Origin of the sequence: Streptomyces sp. CGMCC 4.7035, from assembly GCF_031583065.1 — a bacterium.
In the GTDB taxonomy this organism is placed as follows: Bacteria; Actinomycetota; Actinomycetes; order Streptomycetales; family Streptomycetaceae; genus Streptomyces; species Streptomyces yaanensis.
Map to the genome: position 1 here is coordinate 4,492,624 of NZ_CP134053.1, position 15,810 is coordinate 4,508,433.

Below are 15,810 nucleotides of genomic sequence, written 5' to 3' on the forward strand. Positions count from 1 at the left end.
CAAGGAATTCCCGCAGCAATGAGCGGCATGGAGAATTACAGGTATGGACCGGTGGCAAAAGAAAACAGACTCGAGCCGTCGGAAATATCCGGGGCGCAGGTACTGAAATGGGTGACGCGACGGGGACCTTGAGATCCGGGCGTCGGCTGCGGCGCAGCTCTTCAGCTCGCTCCTACATCACCGAAGGAGGAGCCGCGCGTCACGAGACTGCCAATTCCCCCGAGTCGCCGCAGTTGAAATCACTGCGGGAGATGCGTGCAGCTGGGGCCCGCACCCCGAAGGATGCGGGCCCCAGCTACAAAATGTGCGTCAGTGTCAGGCCGGAACGATGTTCTCGGCCGTCGGGCCCTTCTGGCCCTGCGCGATGTCGAAGGTTACCTTCTGGCCTTCGAGGAGCTCACGGAAGCCCTGCGCGGCAATGTTCGAGTAGTGGGCGAACACGTCGGCGCCGCCACCGTCCTGCTCGATGAAGCCGAAGCCCTTTTCCGCGTTGAACCACTTCACGGTACCAGTAGCCATGTCATATCTCCCTCGGGGCAGTACATCGGGATCCGCACTGCGCGGACGCCGTGTCGCCGCAATGATTACCCCGTCCGGAAATGACCGGAAATACAGAAGCGCCTCCAACCGACAGAACCCGGTGGGGCACTTGAAGTTTCGGGAACCACAACTGCAACCGAGATCGACAGTAGCACACTGGAACGGCCCGTGCACATTACGCAATTCCGCTCCACTCAGTGCGACAAAAACTCTCACCACGCGGTCCGCCAAAGCCTCACTTCGCAAGCACAGATATTGACCCACTCGGAGTGCTGCGTTTCAGGAAGAGTCGCCCCCCCCTGGCGGTCAGGGTTGACCACGACGTGACGACCAGTCACCGAACACTTCCCGGTCCTCCCTGCAACGCCCGGGAGGGGACGGGGAGGGCGCGACCACCGGACACTGACAGCAAGGGCGAATTGGTCATGCGACGCAGCAGACGTCAGGCTGGCCATTTTGTCGTGTTGCTACAACAACACGCGACCTCAGCTCGACCGCGGTTGTTCCCGGGCAAGGTCGCTGGCTTCGGAGTCAGCATCGGTCACGACGTCATCGCGCAAGAAGGTTCGACGCGGGCGTCCGAGCAGCCGAAATCCACCTCTGACTATACCTGACGCTCCGTCAGCAAAGTCAGCATTGGGTCAGCATCAGCCTGAGTAAGGCTGCCCACAGATGCCCACACCCTGGAATGGCAGACAGGTCTCCGAGGCCTCTTCCGGGTGTGGAGCCAAGGCCGGGTGTGGAGCCAAGGCCTCGCCGACGGAAGGAGGACTCGCAAGCGAAGTGGAGCGACACCCGCGATCCGGGCGGCCGGACCCCTCCATTTCCCCAGGTCAGCGCACCCTTCCCCGCCGTTTCAACGGCACAGACGGCAGTTCCGGAGCAGGCAACGGATCGCCGTCATACCCCTTCACCTCACCGAATCTCGTCCCGGTCATCCAGTCAGACCGGGCCTGTGCGATGTCCTCCTGCGACCGCCCGATGAAGTTCCACCACATGATCAGCTCTTCCTCGAACGGCTCGCCGCCCAGGAGCATCAGGCCCGCGTCCGACTCGGCGTGCAGCGGGAGTTCGGTGCGGCCGCAGCCGAGGTAGAGCATCGAGCCCGGCAGGACGGGGACGCCGTCGACGCGGGCCTCGCCGGACATCGACAGGACCGCGTACTCGAAGTCCGCCTCCAGCGGGAGTCGTACGTCCGCGCCACGCGCGAGGGACAGATCGGCGCCCACGATGGGGGTGTACGTCGTACCGGGCGACGTCGCGCCGTCGACCTCGCCCAGGATCAGCGTGGCCGTGAGGCCGGGCGCCGTGATCACGGGCAGCTCGGCGTGGTACTCGAAGCGCGGTTCGGTGTGGCGGTGGCTGTCCGGCAGGGCCACCCACAGCTGTGCGCCGTGCAGGAAGCGCGCGTGCGACTTCGGGCTCTCCTCGGAGTGGCTGATCGCCCGGCCCGAGGTCATCAGTCCCAGCTGGCGCGGGTGGATGGTCCGGAGGCTGCCGGTCGAGTCACGATGCAGCACCTCGCCCTCGTGCAGCCAGCTCACTGTCTGCAATCCCATGTGCGGGTGCGGTGGGACCTGCATCCCCGGCTCGTCCGCGATGTCGTCCGGCCCGTAGTGATCGACGAAGCACCACGCGCCCACCATGCGGCGGCCCAGGTTGGGCAGCAGACGGCGCACTTCCGTGGACTCACCGAGCTGGACCCGGCGCGGACTGAGGAGCTCACGCACCGGCTCCGCCACCACGAACCCGCGGCCACCGCACACGGCGGGCACCGCCTCGCGATCAAGATTGCTCATGCCGCCCAACCTAGCCCCGCGGGGGCGCCGACGTCAGTCCATCGACTCGCCCATCGAGGCGCTCTTGAATCGCACGTGGCATCGGAGGTTCGAGAGGGTCGCACACCGGCACCGCCTGCGGGGGCGACACAGAAATAGTAGCCATGGATATAGTAGCCATGTATGGTATCCGCCATGAGTACGACTCCTGAGGGCCCGACGCCCGGTTTCTACGTCTGGCGGCTGTCGACGAAGTGGCGCGTGGCCGTCGACCGGGCGGTCGCACCCCTGGGTCTGACCCATGCGCAGTACTCGGTGGTGGCAACGCTGTTCGGCATGCACCGAGCCGGCCGGCGGCCCAGCCAGCGGCAGCTCGCCGACCACACCGGCCTCGAGGCGCTCTACATCTCCAAACTCGCCCGCGCCCTGGAGACGGCCGGTCTCGTAAACCGGACGCGCGATCCGGCTGACCCCCGGGCCATGCAGCTCTCCCTCACCACACGGGGGCGGGAGGTCGCACAGCAGGCGATCGAGGTGGTGCACCGGCTGCTTGAGCAGCTCCTTCAGCCGCTGGGCGGCCTCGACAGCGCCCGCACGAAGGAGTTCACGCGCGAGCTGCGGACCTTGCTCGACGTGCCGCTCGACCCGTCCATCGCCGACGGCGGCGCAGGAGGCGTCATCGAATTCAAGAAGGAGCAGGAGGAGCAGTCATGACCAGCACCACTCCCATCGTCAACGGTCAGCTCATAGGCCTCACCCACTACGCGAGCCGGGCACTGCTGGAGAGAGTGCTCGCTCGCTCCGGCACCACGTTCCCCCAGTCGGTGGCCCTGCGCGCCATCGCGGACAACGGCGGCGACGCCGAGCGCGCCGGGCTCGTGGACCGCGTGACCGCCGCGCTCAAGTTCAGCGACGACGCGGCGGCCCGGCTGGCCGTGGAGGAACTGGTCGCCGCGAAGCTTCTGGACACTCCCACGGCGGACCGGGTGTCCCTCACGGACAGCGGCCGGGAGCTGTTCGACAGCATCCAGGCCGGCGGCAGGGAGATCGCCTCCCAGCTCTACGCGGGCATACCGCAGGAGGACCTGGAGACCGCCGGACGCGTGCTGACCGTGGTACTCGAGCGCGCGAACGCCGAGCTGGCGGCCGTGTAGCGGCCCCCACCCACCCCATGGGGCGTGGAATATTCAACGAACCCATGGGGTTGTGCGCGGCGAAGGAGGCTTGAGTGGAAACTACGTACTACGACCTCGGGACGCCTGCGGAGCGCTGGGAGCGGGCACAGAAGTTCTTCGACGCCAAGGAGTACTACGAGGCGGCACAGGTCCTGAAGAAGCTGGTCGAGGAGGTGCCGGAGCAGACCGGCCCGCGCCTGCTGCTGGCGCGCGCGTACTACCACTCGGCCCAACTCGGCCGCGCCGAGAACGAGTTGCGCGCCCTCGTGGAGCGCGACCCGGTGGAGCACTACGCCCGGCTGATGCTGGGGCGCACGCTCCAGCGTCAGGGACGCCATGACGAGGCCGAGTCGCATCTGCGGATCGCCTCGGCCCTCGCGGGTGACTTCACGGAGGTGTGATCCCCCGAGGATTCCCGCACGAGGAGTCCCGCACGAGGGATTCGGAGAGAGCGAGGGCCCGTGCCCGGGTGAACCGGGCACGGGCCTTTTGCGTGCCGGTCCGGACTCACCGGCGCGTCGTCCGCCGGGCCCTGTCCGCGCCGTCTCCCTCCGGCCTCCGCCCGCGGGACTACGCCACCCGGCCGCCGTCGGTGCGCCTGCCCCGTCGGTGGGCGATCTCGCCGAGGACGACGTCCACCACGATGAAAGCCGCCAGCGGAATGCCGAGCAGCGGCACGAAGTAGCCGAGGACCGCGATGGCCGCCATGCACGGGACGAGGATCTGCGGCGGGACCTGCTGCCACGCGCCGCGCGGGATCGGCCGCCCGAACGCGCGGGCCCGGCCGCGCTGCCACCACATGCGGTAGCCCCACACGATCAGCAGGACCAGGGACAGGGCGAGGGCCATCAGGGCGATCTGGTTGACGAGCCCGAACAGGACGCCGGTGTGCAGGTCGATGCCCCAGCGGGTCAGCTTGGCCAGGACCGGGTGGTCGGCGAAGCGCAGCACGTCCGTGACCGCGCCGGTGGCCGGGTCGACGGCCACCGCGTCCTGCTTCTCGGGCCAGCTGCGCTGGATCTGCTTGACGACGTACGCGGAGGACGCGTCGGCGGGCGGGACGATTTCCACGGGGTCGCTCAACCCCTTCGCCCGCGCCGCGGAGAGGACCTTGTCGAGGCCCACGCCGTGCTCTCCGCTCCCGGTCGCCGCCGAGGAGCCGTGGCCCGCGTGTTCGCCGCTCGCGGCCGCCGAGACCGAGGGGGTGGCCTGGCCGAGCGAGGTGCGCAGTTCGTCGATGTTGGCACCGGCGTACGTGGACCAGGTCAGTCCGGTCGCGGACAGGAAGAAGAATCCGGCCGCGGCCCAGACACCGACCGTTCCGTGCAGCCCGAGGGTGCGGCGCCGCCCGCTCGTACCGCGCACCTTGCGCTGTGAACGCCGGCGCGCGAACCACAGCACGAGACCGCCACCGGCGATCACCCACAGCCAGCTGGCGGCCAGTTCGCTGTACAGGCGGCCGTTCTCGCCGAGGTGCAGGTCGCGGTGGAACTCGTCGATCCAGGTCCGCAGCGGCAGCGCGCCGGTGGAGCCGTACTGCTCCAGCGCGCCGCGCACCTTGCCCGTGTACGGGTCGACGAAGACGGCGAGCGTGTGCCCCCCGCCCACGCCGGGGACGCCGGACAGCAGCACCCTGGTGGTGGCGTCCTTCGCCGGGGAGGGCCGTACGGCCGACAGCGTGCCCTCGGGGTGTGCCTTGCGGGCGGCGGCGACCTGCTCGCTGATCGGCAGCTTGGTGTCGCCGGCCGGGACGGTCATCTCGTGCGCGTACACGATCTTCTCGGCCTGGAACGCGCCCGCGTACAGGAATCCGGTCAGGGCGGCGACCAGCAGGAACGGAGCGACGAGGACGCCGGCGTAGAAGTGCAGGCGCAGCACCAGGGCGCGCAGGGGCGCCCATCTGGAACGTGCGGGGACGACGGGCCGCGGGGCCTCGTCCGTCGTGGACGTGGGAGCGGTGGTCATGAGCGGGCTTCTCCGTGGCTGGGGACGGACATGGGCCACGAGCCGGGGAGTCGGTCCGTGACGGTCCAGTAGTCGGAAGGCCGTGCGGGCGAGTTCCTGGCGGTGTTCGTGACCTGCGCCACAACAGCTCCTGGGAACCGGTGACATGTGCCACAGGGGCACCCGGCTGTCCGGCTCACCGCCCGATCCGCCTGTCATGCTTGCGCGATGGCATCCGAAGTCGACCTCACCGACCCGAACGACCGCCCGATCGCCGAGCGGGTCGAGGAACTCCTGGCCACCGGCGGCCCGTTGCCGATCGTCGCGGCCGGCGATCCGGTGCTGCGCCGCGGCACCGAGCCCTTCGACGGTCAGCTGGATCCCGCGCTCCTGGCCCGTTTCATCGAGGCGCTGCGCGAGACGATGCACGCGGCACCGGGAGTGGGACTCGCGGCGCCACAGGTCGGGGTGGAGCTGCGGATCGCCGTCATCGAGGACCCGGCGCCGGTCCCGGAGGAGATCCGGCTGGCGCGCGGGCGGGTGCCGCAGCCCTTCCGGGTGCTCGTCAACCCGTCGTACGAGGCGGTCGGCAGTGAACGGGCCGCGTTCTACGAGGGCTGCCTCAGCGTGCCGGGCTGGCAGGCCGTGGTGGCCCGGCACGCCCGGGTGCGGCTGCGGGCGCTGGACGAGCACGGGGTCGCGGTGGACGAGGAGTTCACGGGCTGGCCGGCGCGCATCGTCCAGCACGAGACGGACCATCTGGACGGCATGCTCTACCTGGACCGGGCGGAGCTGCGCTCGCTGTCGTCGAACGAGGCGACGGCGCAGCGGTGGGCGCAGCCGACGCCGGAACGGGCGGCGGCGGCACTGGGGTTCACTCTGCCGCGCTGAGCGGGGCGCCGCGGCGCTCGGGCGCTCGCCTGACCACCGTCCGCGGCGGGCGGGCGGCGCCACCGCGACGAGTTCGGTTCAAGGGCGCGCGGCGCCACGACCACGAGCCCGGCGCAGGAACGGGCGACGCCACCACGGCAAGCCCGGGCTCAGGGCGTCTGGCCGTCATGGGCTTCCCGGTGTGCGGTGGCCTGCCCGGGCGGGTGGGTTCGTCCCATCCCGGCGGAAACCTGTCCTCCGCCCGCGCCCCTCCCCCACACTGGCCCGACAGGGGGGCCATATGAGCACGGAGTCCGAGCGGTCGGCGACCGCTCCCCGCCGCGGTGAACTGGACGCGCTGCGCACGCTCGTAGTGGTCGGGCTGGTCTTCTTCCATGCCGCCCTCGTGTTCTCCCCGGACGACGACTTCTACGTCAAGAACGCGGAGACGACCGACGCCGTCACCGTTCTCGCCGGTTTCGGCGTGGTGTGGGCGATGCCGATGCTGTTCCTCGTCGCCGGCCTCGGTGCCCGCCACTCGATCCGCCGTCGCGGCACCGGCGGATTCGTCCGCGAACGCCTGCTGCGCCTGGGCGTCCCGCTGGTCTTCGCCACGCTCGTCCTCTGCCCCGTTCCGCAGTGGCTGCGGCTGCGGGCCGCCGACTCCGGCTACCACGAGTCGTACTGGCGCTTCTGGCCCCGCTTCCTCACCGTCCGTCCGGACCCGGGCGACTTCCCGTTCGTCCTGGAGGGAGACCACTTCGAGACCGGCCATCTGTGGTTCGTCGTCCTGCTCCTCGCCTTCTGTCTGCTCCTCGCACCGGTCGCCGCGCTGGTGCCCGCAGGCAGCGAGCGCGTCGCCTCCGCGGTGACGCGCCGGCCCGCGCTGCTCCTGCTGCCGGCGCTGCCGCTCGCCCTGATCAACGCGCTGCTGGGCATGGAGGAGAACTACGCGGGCTGGAACCGCTGGGCGTACCTGGTGTTCTTCCTCTGCGGCTACGCACTGGCCGACGACGACCGGGTCCGCGCCGCCCTGCGTCGCGGTGCCGTACCGATCGGCGTACTCGGCCTCGTACTGTTCGCGGGGACCGCGCCCGGATTCGTCGCCGGGGACGCCCCGTTCACCGCATGGACTCCTCTCGCGCTGCTGACCAGGGCGCTGTTCGGCGCGGCGGGGTGGTGCTGGGTGGTGGCGATCCTCGGCCTGCTGGAGCGGCGCCGTGCGGGCGAGGAGCCCCCCGCGGACCGGGGCAGCGGGCGGCGGGCGATGAGGTATCTCGCCGCCGCCGCGCTGCCGCTGTACGTGCTGCATCAGCCCGTCGTGGTCGTCTTCGCGTACGGGGTGGTGGGGTGGCACGCGCCGATGACGGTCAAGTACGCGGCGATCGTGGCCGGTTCGCTGGCCGTGATCCTCGTGGTGTACGAGTACGCCGTGCGCAGGACCCGGGTGACGCGCTTCCTGTTCGGGATGCGGTCCCGGCCCGAACGCGGCGGGACCGGGGGAATCCGGTCCACCGCGCGCTGAAGACCGGGCCGAGCCAAGCGCCGTCGGGTCAAGGTGCCGGAGTGTTGCCGAGACCCTGGTACGTGGTCACGGGTTCCCCCGGTCGGGTGATGTGCGTCGGTGTCAGCCCCGGTATGCCTCCAGCAGTCGCAGCCACACCTCGCTGATCGTCGGATACGACGGCACCGCGTGCCACAGCCGGCTGATCGGAACCTCGCCGGCGACGGCGATGCTCGCGGAGTGGATGAGTTCCCCGACACCGGGGCCGACGAACGTGACGCCCAGCAGCGTTTCGCTGTCCAGGTCGACGACCATGCGGGCACGGCCGCGGTAGCCGTCCGCGTACAGACCCGCACCCGCGACCGCCGACAGGTTGACGTCCACCGCGCGGACCCGGCGGCCCGCCTGCTCCGCCTCCGCGAGGGAAAGGCCGACCGCCGCCGCTTCGGGGTCGGTGAAGACCACCTGCGGGACGGCCGCGTGGTCGGCGGTCGCCGCGTGGGCGCCCCAGGCGTCCGTCTCCAGCAGGGGGAGGCCCTCGGCGCGGGCCGCGATCGCCGCGCCCGCGATACGTGCCTGGTATTTGCCCTGGTGGGTGAGGAGTGCGCGGTGGTTCACGTCGCCCACCGCGTACAGCCACTCGCTGCCTGTGACCCGCAGGGTGTCGTCGACCGACAGCCAGGAGCCGGGCTCCAGGCCGATCGTGTCGAGGCCGATGTCCTCGGTGCGGGGTGCGCGGCCGGTGGCGAAGAGGATCTCGTCCGCCTCCAGGCGGTCTCCGGCATCCGTGACGACCACGAGGGTGTCGCCCTCACGCCGTACCGACTCGACCGAGGTGCCGGTGCGTACGTCCGCGCCCGCCTCGGTGAGCGCCTCGGCGACCAGTTCCCCGGCGAAGGGCTCCATGCGGGACAGCAGGCCCTTGCCGCGGACCAGGACGGTCACCTGGGAGCCGAGGGCCTGCCAGGCAGTGGCCATCTCGGTGGCCACCACGCCGCCGCCCACGACGATCAGCCGCCCGGGGACGGACTTGGCGCTCGTCGCCTCCCGGCTGGTCCACGGGTTCACCTCGGCGAGCCCCGGCAGGTCGGGGAGCAGGGCGCGGCTGCCGGTGCACACGGCCACCGCGTGCCGGGCGGTGAGCACGTGGTGCTCTCCGTCGGGGCCGGTCACCGTCACCGTGCGTGGCCCGGCGAGCCTTCCCTGCCCCCGGTACAGGTCGGCACCGATGCCGTCCAGCCAGCCGACCTGGCCGTCGTCCTTCCAGTTCGAGACCTCGTAGTCCCGGTGGGCCAGGACCGCCGGCGCGTCGAGGGAGCCTTGCACGAGGTGGTCGAGACCCGGGACGCGGCGGGCGTCCGCGCGGGCGATCACCGGGCGCAGGAGCGCCTTGCTGGGCATGCACGCCCAGTACGAACACTCGCCGCCGACCAGTTCGCTCTCCACGACCGCGGTGGAGAGACCGGCCGCACGGGTGCGGTCGGCGACGTTCTCCCCCACGGGCCCGGCACCGAGCACCACGACGTCGTACACGATGGATTCCGTTTCCGTCATGGGGACAGTCTGGTTGTTGGTGTGCGCGCTGGCCACACGGGTACGCGCGCGGAACCACACTCGTGCACGCACGGAATACATCACCCAGCGTCCTCGTTGACGACACCGGCTCAGCACCGAGACCAGGAAGAGGGAAATACGTCATGAGCAGCACCGTGGAGCTCACCAAGGAGAACTTCGACCAGACGGTCACGGACAACGAGTTCGTCCTGATCGACTTCTGGGCGTCCTGGTGCGGGCCGTGTCGTCAGTTCGCCCCGGTCTACGAGAAGGCCGCGGAGGAGAACCCCGACCTGGTGTTCGCCAAGGTGGACACCGAGGCGCAGCCGGAGCTGGCGGCGGCCTTCGGTATCCAGTCGATCCCGACGCTGATGATCGTGCGGGACCAGGTCGCCATCTTCGCGCAGCCGGGCGCCCTGCCGCAGGCCGCCCTCGACGACGTCATCGGCCAGGCCCGCAAGCTGGACATGGACGAGGTCCGCAAGTCGGTCGCCGAGCAGCAGGCGAAGGCCGAGCAGGACGGGCAGTGACCGCCGGCCGGGGTACGCCCCGGTGACGATCCAGGAAGAGGCCGTACGGTCCCGCGTTCGCGGGGGCGGCGGCCTCTTCCTTTGTGCTGAGCAGCAGCGGTGTACCCCGGCTGGTTGACACCCGGTCAGGTCATTCACGATCGAGGTCCGGGCATGGCCGCGGCATCGAGTCGCGCTTCGGCCGCGAGCGTCGTGCCTCCCGCGTGCTCAGCTCGATTCGCGGTGCACGATCCGCGCCCCGAACACTTCGTGCACTTCGGGCGCGCCTCCCGGATCGCGCACCACACGGTCGACGAGCTCGGCGAGGTCGCGTCCGGAGGGCAGTTCGATGTGGACCGTGCTCAGCCTCGGCCGCAGCAGTCGGCCGAACATCAGGTCGTCGGCGCCGACGACGGCCGTCTCCTGCGGAATGCCGACCCCTTCGTCCTGCAGGGCGCGCATCAGCAGCATCGCGTACTCGTCGTTGTAGGCGAAGACGGCGTCCAGGCCGAGTGAGCGCCAGCGCGCGGCAAGTCGGGCGGCGGCCTCCTCCTCGTAGGCGAGTGGCAGCTCGGTGACGGTCGCGTCGGTGCCCTCAAGGGCGCGCCGTACGCCTTCGAGCCGGGGCTTGGAGAAGAACTCCAGGCCGGGCTCCTGCGGGATGACGACGCCGACCCGGCGGCGCCCCCGGGCCAGCAGGTGCACCCCGGCGCTGTGGCCGACCCCGTCGTGGTCCAGGAGCAGGGCGTGCGCGCCCTCGACGCGTTCGGGGCCGAGCGTGACGACGGCGCGGGCGCCGGAGCGCTTGAGGACGTGTACGCCCTGCGGTCCGAGGCCCCCGCCGGGCACGAGGACCGCGACCGGCCGCAGTTCGGCCCAGGCGCGGGCGGCCTCGTCGCCGTACAGGCCGATGCTTCCGTACTGCACGACGGTGTAGTCGAGACGGCTGAGCGCCCACTGGAGTTCGTTGAAGAACTGGCTGTAGAGCGGGCCCACCGGCACGTTCGGGGAGGGCATCAGCACCATGCGGCTGTGTCCGGCGCGCAGGCTGCGGGCCGCTGCGTGCGGGACGTACCCCAGTTCCTCGGCCGCCTTGTGGACGCGGCGGCGCGTGGGTTCGCTGATCCGCACGGCGCTGGTGTTGTTCAGGACGTAGGACACGGTCGCACGCGAGACACCGGCCAGACGTGCCACATCGGCACTCGTCGGCACGGCGGGTGGTGCGGGCGACGGAGAGACTGGCTCTTTCGGTATCTGCACCATGACGTAGCGCATCTTCGCAGAACGCTCGTACGGGCCGCCTCCCGGGTGCGACCGAGGCCGGAACAACCGCCTCAGCAAAGGAAGTTGCGCCTGCGGTACCGGTCGGCCCACCCATAGGTTACCGTTCGGTAGACGACGTGCTTGCGGAGGTGTTTCCCCATGGTTCCCGACCGCGCTCCGGGGCTGGCCGAGTGCGCCCGCGCGCTCGCCGACGGCGAGGTGACCTCCCGCGCGCTCGTGGAGCGTGCACTGGCCAGGATCGAGGCGACGCAGTCCTCGGTGAACGCGTTCCGCCTGGTGCGCGCCGAGGCCGCGCTCGCCGAGGCGGAGGCGGCCGACAAGGAGCTGGCGACGGGGGTGCGGCGCCCCCTGCTCGGGGTGCCGGTGGCCGTCAAGGACGACATGGACGTGGCGGGCGAGCCGACGGCGTTCGGCTGCCCGGGCGACTTCCCGCCGGTGACCGAGGACGCGGAGGCGGTACGTCTGCTGCGGGCGGCCGGGGCCGTGATCGTCGGCAAGACCAACACCTGCGAGCTGGGGCAGTGGCCCTTCACCGAGGGGCCCGCATTCGGCGCGACCCGCAATCCCTGGCACCTCGGCCACACCCCGGGCGGCTCGTCCGGGGGATCGGCGGCGGCCGTCGCCGCGGGCCTGGTGCCGGCCGCGCTGGGCTCGGACGGCGCCGGGTCGGTCCGCATCCCGGCCGCCTGGACGCACCTGGTCGGCATCAAGCCGCAGCGCGGCCGGATCTCGACCTGGCCGCGCCCCGAGTCGTTCCAGGGCATCACGGTCAACGGCACGCTCGCCCGTACGGTCGCGGACGCGGCCCTGCTCCTGGACGCGGCGAGCGGCAACCACGTCGGCGATCTGCACCGCCCGCCCGCGCTCGACGTCTCGGCGGCGGTCGGACGCGACCCGGGCCGGCTGCGCATCGCACTCTCCCTGAAGCCGCCCTTCACCGGGCTGCCCGCCCGCCTCGATCCCCGCGTACGGGCACGGATCCTGGCGCTCGCGGAGCGGCTGTCCGCGCTCGGGCACCTGGTCGAGGAGGCGGAGCCGCGGTACGGGCAGGTCGGGCTCACCTTCGTGCCGCGGGCGACCGCCGGCCTGGCCGAGCGGGTGCGCGACGCGCCCCACCCGGGCCTGCTCGACCGGCGCACCCGCGACGCCGCCCGCCTGGGCCGGCTCCTCGGCGGGGCGCCACTGCGCGTGGCGCGGCGGGCGGAGGCGACGCTGCACCGGCGCGTAGGGGCCCTCTTCGCGTCGTACGACGTCATCCTCGCGCCGACGACGGCCGCTCCCCCGCCGCGCATCGGGACGCTGGTGAACATGAACGGCTGGAACACCGACCGCGCGATGATCGCCGCCTGCCCGTACGCGTGGCCGTGGAACGTGCTGGGCTGGCCGGGCGTCAACGTCCCCGCCGGCCTCGTCGACGGGGACACCTCCCCCGCCGGGCCGGGCCGAGACCCCGGGGGACGGCTGCCGGTCGGTGCGCAGCTGCTCGGACCGGCGAACAGCGAGCCGCTTCTGGTGTCGCTGGCGGCCCAGTTGGAGGCGGACCTGCGATGGCACGAGTCGTGGCCGCCGCACGAAGCCGCCGCGGACACACGGGCGGCGTAGGCACGTTCGGGCCGTACGCTGTGACCATGGACGATGCGTCGATGGTCGGCTTGATGGGCCGGGTCAGCGGTACCGTGGGGCCCGGGTTGGTCGGCGAGGTGATCGTCCGCGTGCGCGGCGGCGCCGAGCACTTCCTCGCATATCCCGCGAACGGGACGGCCCGCATCGAGCGGGGCACCGTCGTGATGGTGGTGGAGTACCTGCCGCCGCGGACCGTGTACGTCGAGGCGGCGTACGACAGTTGAGCCCGCCCCCTCGCAGGTGAAACCCGTACGCATCAAGATTGCAACAAGGATCCGTCAGCGTCTTCACCCCGGGCTTGCGCAGGCGCAGACTCGCCTTCGTTCGGTGCCGACCCGGCACCAGGCAAAGGGGGCGTATGCCGATGGTCATCGGCGTCGTCGCGGGGGCTGTCGTCCTCGCGCTGGTTTTCATCGTTGGTGTCTTCAAGCTCATGTGGCGCGTCGCGGAGCCCAACGAAGCACTGATCATCTCCGGTTCGAAGCATCGGACCGAAGGTCTCGAAGAGGGCATGGGTTTCCGCATCGTCACGGGGCGCGGCACGCTGGTGCTGCCGGGCGTGCAGGCGGTGCGCAAGCTCTCGCTCGACCTCAACGAGACCGAACTGCACGTGGACTGCGTCACCCACCAGGGCATTCCGCTGAAGGTGCGGGGCGTGGTCATCTTCAAGGTGGGCGACGACTTCGTGTCGATCGCCAACGCGGGCCGCCGCTTCCTGGACCAGCAGAAGCTGATGTCGGAGCGCGTGCACAACGTGTTCGCGGGTCATCTCCGCTCGATCGTGGGCGGGTTGACGGTCGAGGACATGATCCGCGACCGGGAGAAGCTCACCGGGCAGACCCGGGCCGCCTGCGGCACGGAGATGGAGAAGCTGGGCCTGATCGTGGACTCGCTTCAGATCCACGAGATCGAGGACCCGACGGGCTACATCAAGAACCTGGCCGCGCCGCACGCGGCGGCGGTGCAGCGGGACGCACGCATCGCGCAGGCGGAGTCGAACCGTCTCGCCACCGAGGCGGAGCAGCAGTCGTTCGCGCGGATGGCGGAGGCGACGCGGGACAGCGAGATCCTTCAGGCCGGTTACCAGGCCGAGCGCGACAAGGCGGCCGCCAAGGCGCGCCAGGCCGGTCCGCTCGCCGATGCGGCGGCCCGTCAGGAGGTCGTGGTCCAGGAGACCCGGGTCGCCGAACTGGAGGCGCACCGGCGCGAACAGCAGCTCCAGGCGGACGTCCGCAAGCCGGCGGACGCGAAGGCCTACGAGAAGCGCACGCTGGCCGAGGCCGAGCGTGACGCGCGGATCTCCGCGGCCCAGGCCAAGGCGAAGGAGACCGAGCTGGCGGCCGCGGCGGAGGCGACCCGGGTCAAGACGGCCGCGGGCGCCGAGGCCGAGGCGACGAAGGCGCGGGGTACGGCCACGGCTGCGGCGACCCGGGCCACCGGTGAGGCCGAAGCGGCGGCCGCGCAGGCGAAGGGTCTCGCGGAGGCCGAGGCGACCAAGGCCAAGGGCCTGGCCGAGGCGGAGGCCATCAAGGCACGCGCCACCGCCCTCGCGGAAAACCAGGAGGCCGTGGTCGCCCAGCAACTCGCCGAGAAGTGGCCGGAGATCGTCCAGGCGGGCGCGTCCGCCTTCGGCAACGTCGACAACATGGTGCTGCTCAACGGCGCCGACGGCATGGCCGACATGTTCGCCAAGGCACTGACGATGGGCGGCACCGGCCTGGGGCTCGCGCGTCAGCTGCTGTCCTCCATGAACCAGAACGGCACGCCGGCGGGCGGCACCCCCGGGCTCAACGGGGTCGTGACGCCGCGTCCGGAGAAGGTGACGGTGGAGAAGGACGAGTGATGACCCCCTGAACCGCTGAGGCTTCGGGCGTACGGGAGTTGGGTGCCGTACGCCCGAAGCGCGTCTCCGGGTCCTCGCGTCTCCGGGTCTTCGCGCCTTCACGCCTTCACGCCTTCACGCCTTCACGCCTTCACGCCTTCACGCCTTCACGCCTTCACGCCTTCACGCCTTCACGCCTTCACGCCTTCGCAGCGGGGGTCAAACCGCCTTGTAGGACTGCAGAGTTGTGACAGTGCGGCCCACTGTCTCCGCGTGTCCGAACAGGCCCGGCAGCCCACCGGTGTGGAGAAGCACGGTGCGCTGCCCCGGTCGGATGTCGCCGCTGCGGACGGCGGCGATCAGTCCGGCCATGGCGCGTCCGCTGTACACGGGGTCCAGAACGATGCCCTCGATGACCGCGGCCGTCCGCATCGCCTCCAGGACGGGTTCGTACAGGACTCCGTACCCGGCGCCGACCTGGTCGGTGCGGATCCGTAGGGAGTCCGGGCCGACCGTGCGGCCGGTGAGAGCGCCCGCGAGGTCGGCCACCGTGGCGGACGGATCCGCCACCGCCCCGCAGTGCACGCCGAGGACACGTTCCTCCCCCAACGCGCCGATCAGTCCGGCCATGGTGCCGCCGGAACCGAGCGCGACCACGACGTGCTCCACGTCGGGCAGTTGGGCGTGCAGTTCCTCGCCGCCTTCCACGTATCCCCGCGCTCCGAGGGGACTCGAACCTCCGAAGGGGATGAGGTAGGGGCGGGCTCCGTCGCGGCGCAGCTGCCGGCAGACGTCGTCCGCGACGTCTGCCAGGGCGCTGGGCACACCGTCTCCGGCCCAGAAGATCCTGGCTCCGAAGAGGCTGTCGAGCACGAGGTTGCCGGAACCGTTCGCGGCACTGCCGGGTGTGCCGGGGAAGACCAGCACGACGTCGAGTCCCAGGCGGGCGCCGGCGGCCGCGGTGAGGCGTGCGTGGTTGCTCTGTGCGGCACCGGTCGTGACCAGCGTGTCCGCGCCTTGTGCGAGGGCGGCCCCGACGGTCCATTCGAGTTTGCGGACCTTGTTGCCGCCACCACCGAGTCCGATGAGGTCGTCCCGCTTGATCCAGAGGTCGTCCTGGCCCAGCCCCAGTGCCACCGCCAGACGGGGCATGGGTTCCAGCGGGGTGGGCCACGTCGACAGGGCGATCTTGTCACTCATGCCTGAA

General features: G+C 71.0%; 15 protein-coding genes. 9 read left to right on the forward strand and 6 right to left on the reverse strand.

Annotation, left to right across the window (positions count from 1 at the left end; translation table 11 throughout):
* Window positions 1-315: 315 nt before the first annotated feature.
* The gene (locus tag Q2K21_RS19280; RefSeq protein ID WP_006136369.1) at window positions 316-519 is read right to left on the reverse strand and encodes a cold-shock protein; all 204 of its coding nucleotides are present in this window, start codon (window positions 517-519) and stop codon (window positions 316-318) included.
* A gap of 854 nt (window positions 520-1,373) precedes the next feature.
* Window positions 1,374-2,339 carry a pirin family protein gene (locus Q2K21_RS19285; protein ID WP_310772563.1) on the reverse strand — a complete coding sequence of 322 codons (966 nt, stop codon included), beginning with the start codon at window positions 2,337-2,339 and terminating at the stop codon, window positions 1,374-1,376.
* A gap of 174 nt (window positions 2,340-2,513) precedes the next feature.
* Between Q2K21_RS19285 and Q2K21_RS19290 the strand changes: the two genes are divergently transcribed.
* From Q2K21_RS19290 to Q2K21_RS19300, 3 genes are all read left to right on the forward strand, one after another.
* Entirely contained in the window at window positions 2,514-3,032 is a 519-nt protein-coding gene (locus Q2K21_RS19290; protein ID WP_310772566.1) for a MarR family winged helix-turn-helix transcriptional regulator, read from the forward strand.
* A complete protein-coding gene (locus Q2K21_RS19295; RefSeq protein ID WP_310772569.1) occupies window positions 3,029-3,472 on the forward strand; it encodes a MarR family winged helix-turn-helix transcriptional regulator in 444 nt (147 codons plus the stop codon). The genes Q2K21_RS19290 and Q2K21_RS19295 overlap by 4 nt, the downstream gene beginning before the upstream one ends.
* 74 nt (window positions 3,473-3,546) lie before the next feature.
* A complete protein-coding gene (locus Q2K21_RS19300; protein WP_310772571.1) occupies window positions 3,547-3,894 on the forward strand; it encodes a tetratricopeptide repeat protein in 348 nt (115 codons plus the stop codon).
* 169 nt (window positions 3,895-4,063) lie between these two features.
* On the opposite strand, the gene Q2K21_RS19305 is transcribed toward Q2K21_RS19300, so the two are convergent.
* A complete protein-coding gene (locus Q2K21_RS19305; RefSeq protein WP_310772573.1) occupies window positions 4,064-5,458 on the reverse strand; it encodes a PepSY-associated TM helix domain-containing protein in 1,395 nt (464 codons plus the stop codon).
* 207 nt (window positions 5,459-5,665) lie between these two features.
* Here Q2K21_RS19305 and Q2K21_RS19310 point away from each other — a divergent pair, with 207 nt between their 5' ends.
* On the forward strand, window positions 5,666-6,328 hold the full coding sequence (locus Q2K21_RS19310) for a peptide deformylase (RefSeq protein WP_310772575.1): 663 nt from the start codon (window positions 5,666-5,668) through the stop codon (window positions 6,326-6,328).
* Window positions 6,329-6,608: 280 nt separating this feature from the next.
* A complete protein-coding gene (locus Q2K21_RS19315; RefSeq protein ID WP_310772576.1) occupies window positions 6,609-7,832 on the forward strand; it encodes an acyltransferase family protein in 1,224 nt (407 codons plus the stop codon).
* Between the two features lie 102 nt (window positions 7,833-7,934).
* Here the strand turns inward: Q2K21_RS19315 and Q2K21_RS19320 are convergent, their stop codons facing one another.
* Window positions 7,935-9,365, reverse strand: a complete 1,431-nt coding sequence (locus Q2K21_RS19320) for a dihydrolipoyl dehydrogenase family protein (RefSeq protein WP_310772578.1) — start codon at window positions 9,363-9,365, stop codon at window positions 7,935-7,937.
* A gap of 143 nt (window positions 9,366-9,508) precedes the next feature.
* Between Q2K21_RS19320 and trxA the strand changes: the two genes are divergently transcribed.
* Complete coding sequence (gene trxA / locus Q2K21_RS19325; RefSeq protein WP_310772580.1) at window positions 9,509-9,895, forward strand: thioredoxin; 387 nt, start codon at window positions 9,509-9,511, stop codon at window positions 9,893-9,895.
* Between the two features lie 207 nt (window positions 9,896-10,102).
* Here the strand turns inward: trxA and Q2K21_RS19330 are convergent, their stop codons facing one another.
* A complete protein-coding gene (locus Q2K21_RS19330) occupies window positions 10,103-11,149 on the reverse strand; it encodes a LacI family DNA-binding transcriptional regulator (RefSeq protein WP_386275732.1) in 1,047 nt (348 codons plus the stop codon).
* Between the two features lie 147 nt (window positions 11,150-11,296).
* Between Q2K21_RS19330 and Q2K21_RS19335 the strand changes: the two genes are divergently transcribed.
* The 3 genes from Q2K21_RS19335 (at window position 11,297) to Q2K21_RS19345 (ending at window position 14,624) form a co-directional block, all read left to right on the forward strand.
* On the forward strand, window positions 11,297-12,760 hold the full coding sequence (locus Q2K21_RS19335) for an amidase (RefSeq protein ID WP_310772587.1): 1,464 nt from the start codon (window positions 11,297-11,299) through the stop codon (window positions 12,758-12,760).
* A 26-nt stretch (window positions 12,761-12,786) separates the two neighbouring features.
* On the forward strand, window positions 12,787-13,005 hold the full coding sequence (locus Q2K21_RS19340; RefSeq protein ID WP_310772590.1) for a hypothetical protein: 219 nt from the start codon (window positions 12,787-12,789) through the stop codon (window positions 13,003-13,005).
* A gap of 134 nt (window positions 13,006-13,139) precedes the next feature.
* A complete protein-coding gene (locus Q2K21_RS19345) occupies window positions 13,140-14,624 on the forward strand; it encodes a flotillin family protein (RefSeq protein WP_310772594.1) in 1,485 nt (494 codons plus the stop codon).
* Window positions 14,625-14,822: 198 nt separating this feature from the next.
* Here the strand turns inward: Q2K21_RS19345 and Q2K21_RS19350 are convergent, their stop codons facing one another.
* Window positions 14,823-15,803 carry a D-cysteine desulfhydrase family protein gene (locus tag Q2K21_RS19350; RefSeq protein ID WP_310772599.1) on the reverse strand — a complete coding sequence of 327 codons (981 nt, stop codon included), beginning with the start codon at window positions 15,801-15,803 and terminating at the stop codon, window positions 14,823-14,825.
* Window positions 15,804-15,810: the final 7 nt, after the last annotated feature.